The sequence below is a fragment of the Mesorhizobium sp. P2_F5 genome, from assembly GCF_056403715.1.
Map to the genome: position 1 here is coordinate 315,995 of NZ_JBFUEY010000002.1, position 12,301 is coordinate 328,295.

General features: G+C 62.9%; 8 protein-coding genes. All 8 read right to left on the minus strand.

Annotated elements, in window-relative coordinates:
- Positions 1–8 precede the first annotated feature (8 nt).
- A complete protein-coding gene (locus AC1DYO_RS03720; protein WP_477260409.1) occupies positions 9–596 on the minus strand; it encodes a hypothetical protein in 588 nt (195 codons plus the stop codon).
- A gap of 500 nt (positions 597–1,096) precedes the next feature.
- Positions 1,097–1,342: a DUF982 domain-containing protein gene (locus AC1DYO_RS03725; protein ID WP_477260411.1), complete on the minus strand. Its 246-nt coding sequence runs from the start codon at positions 1,340–1,342 to the stop codon at positions 1,097–1,099.
- Between the two features lie 302 nt (positions 1,343–1,644).
- On the minus strand, positions 1,645–3,360 hold the full coding sequence (locus AC1DYO_RS03730; RefSeq protein WP_477260413.1) for a ParB N-terminal domain-containing protein: 1,716 nt from the start codon (positions 3,358–3,360) through the stop codon (positions 1,645–1,647).
- A 251-nt stretch (positions 3,361–3,611) separates the two neighbouring features.
- Positions 3,612–8,738, minus strand: a complete 5,127-nt coding sequence (locus AC1DYO_RS03735; protein WP_477260415.1) for a helicase-related protein — start codon at positions 8,736–8,738, stop codon at positions 3,612–3,614.
- Between the two features lie 172 nt (positions 8,739–8,910).
- Positions 8,911–9,516: a DUF1419 domain-containing protein gene (locus AC1DYO_RS03740; RefSeq protein ID WP_477260417.1), complete on the minus strand. Its 606-nt coding sequence runs from the start codon at positions 9,514–9,516 to the stop codon at positions 8,911–8,913.
- A 184-nt stretch (positions 9,517–9,700) separates the two neighbouring features.
- Complete coding sequence (locus AC1DYO_RS03745) at positions 9,701–10,606, minus strand: DUF3991 domain-containing protein (RefSeq protein ID WP_477260419.1); 906 nt, start codon at positions 10,604–10,606, stop codon at positions 9,701–9,703.
- A gap of 212 nt (positions 10,607–10,818) precedes the next feature.
- Positions 10,819–11,001: a hypothetical protein gene (locus AC1DYO_RS03750; RefSeq protein WP_477260421.1), complete on the minus strand. Its 183-nt coding sequence runs from the start codon at positions 10,999–11,001 to the stop codon at positions 10,819–10,821.
- Between the two features lie 843 nt (positions 11,002–11,844).
- Positions 11,845–12,300, minus strand: coding sequence for a PaaI family thioesterase (locus AC1DYO_RS03755; protein WP_477260423.1), 456 nt, complete (start codon positions 12,298–12,300; stop codon positions 11,845–11,847).
- Position 12,301 lies beyond the last annotated feature (1 nt).

The window sequence follows — 12,301 nt, forward strand, 5'->3', positions numbered from 1 at the left end:
CATGCCTGCTATCCCAGTGCCGCCATCTGGTGTTCGGCCGCTTGTCGGCTGACGCCGGCGCCGGGATTCTCGACCTGTCGCTCGAAGGGCTTCCAGACCTCGCCTACGATGTGCTCGTAAGCGGCGACGGCTCCCTCGGCGGCCATCCGGAGCGCGTGCGACTGAAGCCCCATGTCGGCGGCAAACTCGCGCTTGCGTTGCGCTTGGCTGTCGAAGCCAACGGGTCCGTCTCGGTCCTCATCGCGAACATCGTTGGCAAGCTTGGACGTGGCGTCGCGCGCCTCGCTCACGGCCTTCGAGTAGAACTGGCCCGCGCCGTGAGCGGAGCCGACATAGGAACCGACGATGCGCTGCAGGTGGATCTGCATGGCCCGATCGCTCAAGGCTTCGCGCAGGGTCTCACTGGTCTCGACGACGAAGCGCTCATGCAGATCGCGGATGCCATCGCTATCGAGAACGGCAAGGCCGAAGCTTTCCGAGATGAGGGTGACCTGGTGGGAGTCCGGGCAGACGAGCCGTACCATTTCGAGGGTGGTGCCGCGACGAATTGGGACGACACGAGCGGATGTGCGGGGTGAGCGAGCGATCTTGGTCATGTTCAGGTCCTTTCCTGTTTCTCCCTTTGGATGATCCGGCTCGTGCCGGTCTTCCCTTCGGGTGCGGTCCTTTCGAACCGGCAAAGCGGGACGGCCCAAGGTCCGGGGTCGGCCAGGCGAGCGAGGCAGGTTTGCGGGATGAGCGGGGCTAATTGCCCTGCGAAGAACGCGGGCCGCCTTGCGAGATCGGCGGCGTCCGGCCGCTCCGCGGCGCGCCAGCGGCCTTTGACCGTCACGCCGTCCGGTTCAGACCGCGGCAAACCCGAGGGGAGGACCGGCGCAGGATGGTCAGATAAGACAACCGGGAGGACTGGCGCCCAAGCCCAACACTCAACCGCCACGCTCAGGCCGCTTCTGGGCGATCTCGTGGGGGAGCCCTATCTTGCCGTCATCTTCATGGCGTAGGCTCCGCATGCTGGGTTTCGGAGGCGCGGCCCTGAAATGGTCGAAGCGGGTCGTCACCTGTCCGGCATTAGTGTTCGGCCAATGCGGGGGTCAGCCTAACTCAGAAAGATCAGTGCGTCCTTGGCTGCGATGATGAACGCATCCCGTGCTTTGCTTGGCGGCTTGTGGCCATTGATGACGTCAAGGCAGATCTTCATAGCCTTGATGCGGTGTTGTGATTCCGGTGCCGGCCAATCCCGCAGCAGAATTTCGGCGGCCTCTGCGACGGTCTCAACCACTCGATCCCTATCGATGCGCCCTGGCTGGATGACCACCGGTTTGTGGAAGCGTTTCGTCCCCAAATGACATATTCCCCGATGGCGAGAACGCTCGAAACGCAGAGAAATAGTTTTGGTTCCGTGAGCGCCCCTGAGAGCTTGGAACAAGAGAATAATCTACTACCTCAGGTGGGGCTACTTCTTTTCCGATATTTCCGTGGTTCAGGTCGAAGGCCTGCGTGTCTCTGGCCTGCTTGTGAAGATCATCCTGCAGCTCTCCCCATTCCCTGAGCTACGCGCCACTCCTTTGCTGATGGTTGAACTGGAACCGCCGCCAGCATTGCTGCCCGGCGGCGGGTACCTCTAGAAGGGAAGGGAAACAGCCTCTATTCGGCCGCGATCGCGTATTCGCCCTCGGTGAGCTCGCCGGCATCGTCGTCGCCTGGATTGTCCTGCCCCGTGGCGGCCGACTGGCCGCCATCCAGTTCGTCGAGGTCTTGCGCCGTACCACCGTCCAGCGCCTCACCGGTGTCTGGCGCTGAGTGCTTCGTCACCCAGTTGGTGATCGCTTCCAGCTTCGGCGCAAACAGAGCCGCTGAATGAACAAAGCGGCCCTCCGCGAAATGTTCGACCAACGCCGCGCGCGTGTCCTTCACGCGATTGCGCGGCAGGACTGGCGTGCCCTTCAGCGAAGCCTCGAGTGCGGGGCGCGACAGGTACGACAGGAAATCGTCCGTGCCCATGTTCGGCAAGAACGCGTCCGCGCCGATGGCCTGGCCGGCGATGCGCGCGACGATGCCGCTGGCGGACCGGTTTTCCCGGCACGACAACACGTCGATCAGCACAGAGCGCACGGCCTGCTGCAGCGTCTCCCGGTCGGGATTGAGCTTGCCGTCCTCGCCGATCAGCCGCGCGGCATGCGCGTTGCAGTCTGCGTGTGCATAAGGATTGTCGGAAGAGCCGCTGGCGATGGAGACGTTCGTGCCGGCGAACGCCAGAACGAGCAGCGCCATCAGCGTGTCGTCCTCGATCGGCGCGCGGGCGAATGCCTCATGCAGCGCATCGGTGCGAAGGTCGCCGATCATCTCCATGCCCTTGCGGGTCACGTCCGGTCTCTGCGTTGCCGCAACAGCGATGCTGCCTGAACCCGTCTTGTCCTTTGTCTTCTTCGCTTCCGGCATACGGTAGGCAATCGACTGTACTTCGCCAGACCGGCTGTCGACGTACCAAGCTGTATGATCGCCCTTGCCGGGCTTGCCATAGACCCGTTCGGCCTTTGGAGGGAGCTTCGGCTGGCCATAGTCGCCCAGTTCGACGATCGAACCGCGCTTGGGCAGATTGTTGGCCAGCCATTCCTGCTGCGCCCCGTAGAACGCTTCAACATCGGTCGTGTAGCGGCTGTCCTCATCGGCCGGTGCGAACAGGTCCTCCTGCCATACGATGCCATAGGCTTGGGCGAGATCGTCGCCAAAGCTCGCGTGCTTCGCAAACACTCGCGTCTTGGTGAGTGCCCGCGCAACTTCATGCCAATAGACCGTGGGATTGGCCTTCTTCGGCTTGTATTTTTTCCAGACCTCGGCCTGCTCTACCTGGCTCGCGGCTGCGATGGTGCGCAGGTTCTGTTCGTTTGGCATGTCGCCCCTGGCCATCTGGTCGAGCATGGCAGGCAGGACGTTGGCGAGCAGGCGAAGCTTGCGGATCTGTCGCACTGGCAGCGCAAGCGCGAGCGCGATGGATTCCTCGGCCCATCCGAGAGCGACGAGGCGTTCGATCGAACGCCACAGATCAACCGGGTTGAGCGGATCGCGGGCAACGTTTTCGATGAGCGCACGCATGGCGTCGCGGTCTTCGTCGGGGTCGGCAACGAGGACCTGGATCTCCGCGAGATCGGCGGCGATCGCCTGTGTGACGCGGCGATGGCCGAAATGGATGGTGTAGCCGTTGCCGCCGCCCTGCTCAGGCAGGATGATCGGTGGCTGGATGATGCCGACTGCCTTGATCGTCGCGAGCAGCAAGGCGTCGGATTGAGGGGTGGATTTCGTGCGGCGCGTCTTGTCGGGATTCTCCTTCAGCGCACGCGGATCGACCATCATGAGTTCCATGGGATGCTTCTCCATTTTCGTGGTTGCGGACCAGGCCTGGCCAGTGTCCTTTTCCGTCTTCTTCTCGAAGACATCCCCAGAGCCCGCGGGGCGATCGGGACGGTGCAACTGCGGGCGAGCATCCCTGCCCGGCGCCCAAGCGGGGCTAACAGCCCTGCGAAGGGCGACGCGGCCGGGATCGCGAGACGCGCGGTTGAGCGTCAGCGTCATCGAGCCGATCGCGTCGCGAGGAGGTTTCGTTTCCCTCTTTCTCAGGCTGCGATCTGGCCTTCCCCTTCCCCCTTCCTTGCCACGGTAAATTGCCCGCCACTCTCAGTGTCGGCGGCAAGATCGGCCTCGATCTCGGCGAGCAGCTCGCGCTTGAGCTTGAGTTCGGCCGCCAGGGCGAAAGCCTCGCCAACGCGCGGCTGATAGGCGGCAAGCCGCCTGCGCGCATCCACCAGCCGGCGTGCATAATTGTCCCGCTCGCCATCGAAATTCGAAAGCGCGTGCTCGAGCCTGGCGATCGCGCCGAGCGGCGTGGTCGTGACGGGAAGCTCGACCTCATGCTGCGTGCCGGTGAGCCTGAGCATGGTGGTATAGTATAAGCTGTCCCTGCCGGAGCGTTCGCCAGCGAATGCCAGATCGAAGCCGCCGATCGAGGCGATATCCTGTTCACCGTCATGCTGGAGTTGCACCAGCGTCAGGATTTCCTTCATCAGGGCACGGCCGGCGAACTTGCGCTCGGCGAAGGCGTCGCCGGCGACGGTCATGCGGAAATCATCCCCATGTGTCGGGACCAGGCGCTCGATGTCCTGACCAATCTCACCGATGCGCCGTGTCAACAGGTCGATCTCGTGTTCGGCGTCGCGGATCTGGCGGCGAATGGCATGCTGATCGTCGACATGGGCGGCGCGCAGCCGGTCGAGCCGCGCGATCTCGGCCTCAAGCCCTGCCTTCTGCATCAGGCGTGGATCGCCCGACGCGATCGCTTTCGCCATGGCGAACTGGTTCGCCTGGCCCTCGCCGAGATCTTCGAGGCGGCGAACGCTGGTGTCGCCGGACAGTGCTGCCGCAATAAAGCGAGCCTTGCGCTCGTTGTTTTGCCACATCGTGGCGTCGAGCGAGCCAAGAGTGGCGTAGGCGAAGAGGCCGACCTCATCATGCTGGTTGCCCTGACGCACGATACGGCCCTCGCGCTGCTCGATCTGTGAGGGCAGCCACGGCACGTCGAGATGGTGCAGCGCCTTGAGGCGCGCCTGAACATTGACGCCGGTGCCCATCGTCTCGGACGATCCAATCAGGACACGCACCTTGCCGGCATTGAAGTCGTTGAAGAGGCGCTGCTTGGCCTCGGACTTTTTGAAATCCTGCATATAGGCGATCTCTGAGCCCGGAACGCCCATTCGCACAAGCTCGTCCCTGATCCAGCGATAGGCGGAGAAGCCGCGCGAGGCCTCTACGGAAACCGTGCCGAGATCGGAAAAGACGAGCTGGCCAGCACCCGGTTTGTCAAAGGGCATGCCGTCCTTGCGGCGATAAGTGGCCTCGCTTGTTTCCTGCCAGATACGGAAGGTATTCTGGACAAGGGCATTGAGCTTGTTTGCCTCCTCATTGCCGACGCCGGCGTCGACGAGGCGCAGATCGATTGCCGCGTGCCGGCCGTCGGTGATGACGGAAAGCAAAATATCGTCACCCGGTTCGGCCGCGCCGTCGCGCTCCTCGATGGCCTTGATGCGGGCGTCGAGCTGCTTCTGGTAAGCTTTAAAGGCTGCGGTCGGTTCGGCCGTGATGATCTGTCGCTTGCCGCCGACTACCTCCGGCACCTTCACATAGGTCCGCAGATCGGCCGGTTGCACCACGTCGGCGAAGGAGCGAAACATCGCGATCAGCTCGGGCACGTTGATGAACTGCGCGAAGCGGGTGACCGGCTTGTATTTGCCGGACGGCTGAAGCTCCAGTTCGGTCGAAGTGTCGCCGAACGTCGAGGCCCAGGCGTCGAACTCGTGCAAGCCGCGCTCGGCAAGGGCGGCATGGTCCATCAGTCGCTGCACGGTGAACATCTCGCCGAGCGTGTTGGTGATCGGCGTCCCGGAGGCGAGCACGAGCGCCCGGCCCGGATTCTTCACGTCGATGTAACGGGACTTCACATAGAGGTCCCAGGCGCGCTGCGAACCGTTCGGATCGACGCCGCGCAGCGAGGTCATGTTGGTCGCGAAGGAGAGTTTGCGGAACTCCTGCGCCTCGTCGACGATCACCTGATCGATGCCGATTTCGGCAATCGTCAGAAGATCGTCCTTGCGCGAACCAAGCGCCTCGAGCCGGGCCTGGTGACCTTCCTTCATGCGCTCGATGCGCTTGCGCGACAGCTTGTCCTCGCGATCGACCTTGGTCAGCAAATCCTCATATGCCTCCAGTTCGTCGTGGATCATCTGGTGCTCGAAGGCCGACGGCACCGGGATGAACTTGAACGCCGAGTGCGTGATGATGATCGCGTCCCAGGCAGCAAGTGCTGCCCGCGACAGGAAGCGATGACGCTTCTCCTTCACGAAGTTCGTCTCATCCGCGACGAGGATGCGGGCGTTTGGATAAAGCGCCAGGAACTCACGCGCGGCCTGCGCCAGGCAATGGCCAGGCACGACGAGCATCACCTTGTTCACCAGGCCGAGGCGACGCTGTTCCATGATCGCTGCCGCGATCGAGAGCGTCTTGCCGGCGCCCACGGCGTGGGCAACATAGGTCGCCCCCGACGCGATGATCCGCCAGATCGCCCGCTTCTGGTGCCTATAAAGAGAAAAGGCGCCTGAGGCGCCTGGAAGCTGGAGATGGTCGCCGTTGAAGTGTCGGGGCACTATGTTGTTGAAGGTATCGTTATAGAGCCGCGCCAACCGGTCGGTGCGATCCGGATCCGACCAGACCCAGGACTGGAACGCCGTCTTGATCTTGGCGAGCTTCTCTTTCGCGCCTTCCGTCTCGACGGTGTTGAGGATGCGGCGCTCGGTATCTCCCTCCTTCACCGTGTCGAAAATCTGTGGGATCGACGAATTGAGTGCGTCGGAAAGAAGTTGCCCGGCATGGCGGCGGTGCGTGCCCCACTCTGTCGTGCCGGCGGCGCTCCATTCAAGCTGGCGGGCGTTCACAGTCCAGCACGCGAGTTCGGGCGTGTGATGGATTGTGATGTCGGCGTCCATCGTCTCCTTGACGAAGACGACGATATCAGCGGCGGGAATCCAAGGTGCGCCAAGCCGTGCCGTTATGTCGGACGGTCGAAGGTCGGCCGGCTGGACCAGACGCAGCGCCTCGACATTGCGGGCGAAGGCCGGATCGAGCGCCGCTGCTGCCTCGGCCGTCGCCAACTTCGAGCGAACCGCCCCGGAGAGATAGGCGTCGGCGGTCTGCCAGGCGCCGTTCGCCGGATCGCGGTAAATGGCGTCGCCCAGTTCATCGATGACGTCACCGGCATCGCGGTGCAAAAGCTCAGCGATATGATCGGGATCGACATGGCCGCGCTCATTCAGCACCACGGCGAGCGCGTCGAGGGCACACGTGATGACCGGCGCAGATGGCGGCGCGATCACGCGTTCGCTGAAGATCGGACCGGGCTTGGCTGTATTGGTGTCAAGATCATAGTCCTCGATCGAGGCGACCAGCCAGCAATCGGGGTCGTCGAGGAAGGCCTGGAGGTTCGGCCGCCGATGCGTCTCGCGGACTTCGCCGGTCTCCGCGTCTTGGGTCGTCGAGACGGTCGTGAAATTGATGGGACCGAACTCGCGCACAAAGCTCGACCATGCGATGCGCAACCGGACCTGCGCCGGCTTCCACGGCTGGTTACGCTCCTGAAGCTTCAGGACCTCCCGCACGGCGTCGCGGATCGGGATAAACTTGCGGATGATGCGTGCGCGCTTGGCAAAGACACCGTCGGTCGCCCTGCCCTTCTTGACGTTGACGGCAACGGCCTGGCCGTCGACCATCTGCATCAGCGACGTGTTGTTCCCGATGAAGTAAGTTCCCTCGCGGATCCGGGCCCCCTCGCCGGCCGTGCCTACCGTGACGGGTTCGGTCGCTCCATCCTCTAAATCGGGATTGATCTCTTCCGGCACGCCGTCATAGACGTCCTGCGGAAGGGAAAGGACGGCAACGGAAAGGGATCTGTCGATATCCGTCCCGGCACGAGCAACGCAGCTGTACGTTTCGCCATGCGGACCGGAGACAAGCGCGTGCTCGCCAAGCACCATGTCGGGGTGATCGGAGAACCAGCGATTGACGCGGATCGCGCCCTCGTCTTGCGTCCTTGGCCGGACCTCGGCCAGGTTGAGCCAGGCATCGTCACCGGCGACCTCGCTGTCGTGGCGCTTGCGGAAGAACAGGATGTCGACCACGACGTCCGTTCCGGCATCAGCGCGGAAACTGCCCTCTGGCAAGCGGATCGCGCCGATCAGATCGGCCATGCCAGCGATCGACTCGCGGGTCCGCGCATCGACCTTGTCCATCGTACCGCTCGACGTCACGAAGGCGGCGAGCCCTCCCTGCTTTAGCCGATCAATGGCTTTGACGATGAAGAAGTCGTGCAGGCGCAGAGACAGTGACCGAAAGGCAGGATCGCTCCGGACCGTCCGGTCCGAGAACGGCGGATTGCCGACGGCCAGATCGAAATGTGCCGGTAGCGAGGCTCGGGCGAAGTCCTGATTGAGAATACGTGCCCTCGGCTGCAGCAACTTGGCAATGCGCGCCGTGACCGGATCGATCTCGATCCCCGTCACTTGGCTGGCAGCATGCAGGTCCTGCGGCATCACCGCGGGGAACAGCCCCGTACCAACGCCGGGTTCCAAGACACGGCCACCACGCCAACCAAGACGCTGCAGGCCGACCCAAATCGCGCGCACGATGAACTCCGGCGTGAAATGGGCGTACTGGGTGCAGCGGGCGAGCGAGGCGTAGTCTGCCCCGGCGACTGTCTCTTCCAGCTCCGCCCCGATCTCCTCCCAACCCTTGCGAAACCCGGCCTCGCCCGGCCGGCCGAACACACCATTGGCGAGTTCGCTCGCGCCGAAACCGGTGAAGCGGATCAGCTTCGCCTGCTCACTGGGCGTGGCGGGGCGCTGTTCCTGCTCGATCCTGGCCGCGAGCCGGATCGCCGCGACATTGTCTCGGGCGCGCTCGCGCCACCCCGGCGCCAGGCCGCGCGAGCCAACGAGACGGAAGTTCTCGCCCTTGTCGACCTTGGAAGCGGGCCTCGTCGATGGCGAGGGGTCGCAAGACGCGGCAGGGAGTCGATCTTGCGGCCTTTCGACAGCTGGGTCGGCATCGAACGGCGCTGGAAAAGCGGTCTCGCCGAGGTCAAGACCAGAGGACAGGCAAGTGTTTCCGAACAGGTCGAGAGTGAACGGATCATGGGACATGGCAGGTATTCCTTGGGCTGTGGACGCACGTCGGCGACCGCTGCCGGATGGCCAGCGGCGCTGCGGGCAGCGGACGGCTTGACGAGGTTTTGCCGGAGAGGATTGCCGGCCGGGAAATGCGAAAGCCCAGCTCGGGGCTGGGCTTTCGCAGGATCAGTGATGGGGATGACGCTCAGGCGGCGATCGGCTCGGGCAGATGCCGCAATTGCACGGGCAGCTTTGCCGCGATCTCGTTCTCGTCGAGATGCTCAAGCAGCTTCAGTTCGGTGACCTGACGCCCCCCGTAAACGAGGATTGTCCGCTTGCCGCGGACCGCCACCGGCCAGCATTGGTCGGCGTAGCCGCGATAGTCCGGATGGGTGCTGCTCCAGATGTGCTCCAGGCGTTCCTCGCGCGTCATGGCCTTTACGGGACGGCTTTCTTGTTCGATGATCGCCGCTCGCAGTCGATCTGGCGATCCCTTATCGCCCAGATCGCAATAGCCGTGGAACCAGCGCTCCCTGCCGTCGATGATGAGAGCGACAAAGATGCTGGTGATGCGGTCTGTAAGGAACTCGGACATTGCGAACATGCCATCGCGCATAAAGAGCGGAGGCAGGATGTTCAGCATGTACTCGTGTTCTGGCTCACCGATCTCGAACCACTCACCGACGTGAAGCCGGCCGGACACGCGATCCTCGTCCATGGGTGCCTGCGCATGACGATCGAACAGGCTGAACATCTCCTGACGCGTTGCCGCGCCCTGGAATATCTTGAGGAATAAAGTGGGGGTGTGCATGGCGGCTCCTTATTGCCTTGACGGCTAAGGCGCGGCCGATCACATGATCCCGCCATCACCTCAAACCTTCTCGTCACACCTCCCCGCCGCCGGCATCCCGGACCGGCGCGTCAAGGGTCGGCGCTAGCCGAGCGAAGCCCTCCCTTGACGCGCCGGGCGGGCATGCGGCAGGAGTTTTTTTCGTTCACCCTTTCTCATCTCTCATCCTGCCCAGTTCCTTGTTCCAGTCCTCCGTCCGCGGCCGCAGCCGCGCAAATCGACCCCCGACTTCCTCCGCGATAAGGCGGATGCGTTTGCCGTAGGCGTCGCCCTGCGCATTGGCATCGGTCGCCGCGACGAGGAGGAGGCCCGCTCGCATGGCGAAGCCGCGGATCGCCGCATCAGCCGCCGGCGCCCACCCACCCCCGGTGCTGACATAGAGGGTGTCGCGCCGCGGACCTTCAACTGCAGCGAGGCTCATCGCATCGATCGCAGCCTCGGTGACACAGAGCCGTTCGGGACTCTCGGCGCCGAGACGGAACAACTCCTTGGCTCCGCCGGCCGCAAACCCTCTCCAGTCAACGCCACGCTGTTCCCAGCCGATCACCACGCCGGAAGCGTCCATATGCGCGGCCCACATGCTGCCACAGGGTCCCTCCCGCAGCAGGTTCTGGCGATTCGCCTCGATAAGGATGGAGTGGGGGATGCGGCGCACCGAAACGAGATACAGCCAGGTGGGCGAGCCCGGCCTTGGCGGTGGACGGCGCGTCCAACGCGTTTCGAGTGGTTGTGGGCTTTTTGGTCGCGATGACCGCCCCCATTCAGGTTCAGAAGGAACAAACCCCACAAGGCCGCCGACTTGATCGAGCGCCTTGGCGAACCCCACACCGTCGAGATGGATCACGAGTGAGAACACGTCGCCCTTCGCTTCCGACAGTGGGTCGAACCATCCTTTCCCCTCATGGATTACGATAACGATCTCACCGTCGCCGCGCCGATATTTGACGGCGCGGCGCGTGCTTTCCCTCGTGTCGATCTTCCAACCGCCACGCTCAAGCACGGCTGCACAGGAAACCCGCTCCCGCATGGTCTCGATATCTCTCTTTTCCATGTTGTCACCTAAATCGAGTGCCGCGTCGCGGCTCTCGGTCCTTCTTTTTTGATCGGGATTGTCCTCCCGCTTTACCCAGGAGACCAACCCCCGGCCGCGAAGACCGAAGGGGGCAAGGGCGCGACTGACAGCCCGGAAAATCTGCCGGGCCTGCCCGCGGCGAAGCCTCCCTTGCGCCCTGTCGGGCGCAAGTGGCAGGCAATGGTCCCGGCTCAGTGAGCCTGGCTGTACTCGTAGGGATCGTATTCGTGGAGTACCGTGCCCTCGTCGCCGTCATATTCGCTCGACACCATGACGCCGAACTCGCCCTCGACCTGGAAGAGCGTGACCGGGACCATCAAGGTCTGCGCGAGATTGAAGGCGTGGTGCTGAGCAAGGGTGAGATCGTGTGACATCGGTTGGTTCCCGTCCTTGGGCGGGGTCCATCCCCGCTCGACAGGCGACCGTCGTGTTCAGGCCTGGCCGCGGTCACCTCGAAGGCGAAGCCGCAGAGGTCGCACGCTTGCGTAGCGAACCCCATGCGGGTTGATCGTGGGAGGTCAGGATCTGGACCAGGAAAGCCGGACATGAGAGCGGGGTGGACTTGGACAGGGATAGGGGAAGCCGGATGCACCATCCGTCCACTCACCGGACGACACTAAGCCGGCAGCAGGCTCGGCTCTCGCGGCTTCGCCACTAAACCAGGCGCAAAATCATGACTGCTGCCGGTTATCGCAGCGCAGCAGCACAAGTTAGCGGTCAGAAAACGCGGTCCTGGGATTGGAATTCGCGTCCAGCCTCAGCGTTGGCACAAAGCCAAGAAAGCGCCTCCCGCGGCAGTCGGGTTCGGATTGCCGATGTGGTTGTTGCTAATGTATCGTGCAGTGCGGGCAAATCGCTGCCCAACTCCTGGCAGGACATCGACTGGCAATGCATTTCGCAATTGTCGCTCGGTTTCCTCGACTTCCTTCATGCGTCGGGTCGCATGTATGACATGAGTGCGTATAAACGCCTCGCGAAAGAGCGCCGGTTTCATCCGCAAAACCAAGGGCCGGAATGCTTGGGTTGGGATCGCACAGCTCGACAGAGTGTCCGACACGAATTCTCTTGCATAGAGAAGTCAAACTTCCCAACGACTGCAATTCGCACAAGTGACCTCCTACTGTCAGGAGCGATCTCGTGCGACCAGAGTGACAGGTCGTTTCACAGATTTGGCTGCGGCCCGGTGAACCTGCGGAAAGTCCGAACAGGCGTCTGTGTCAGCGCGACACGTCCACTGTTGCCGGACTTGGAGCTGAATTGCACTTCCAAGTCGATGTCGCGACCACCGCCAGATTGCCATTGGCATCCGTGAGCTTCGACTCAAGAAACGCAATGCTCTTACCGCGCTGCAAGAATTTGGCGATGCATCTGGCTGTCCCTGCCTTCAATGGCCGCAAGTATTGCAGCTTCATTTCTAGCGTCGCGCCGGCACTCCCGTAGCTCTCTCGAAGGAGATGTCCCATGGAAATGTCCATGACGATCGCAATCGCACCGCCGTGCAGCGTACCTTGCGGATTGAAGAGGAAATCACGGATAGGAAAGCTGATCACGCACGTTCCATCAGAATATGAGATGTCCAGGTCTAGGAGACGCACCAGGAAAAACGCACCGAATTCGGGCCTGTGCTCGTTAAGGGCGGTGTCGAAGACCTGTTTCGCCAAGGCCTGATCCATT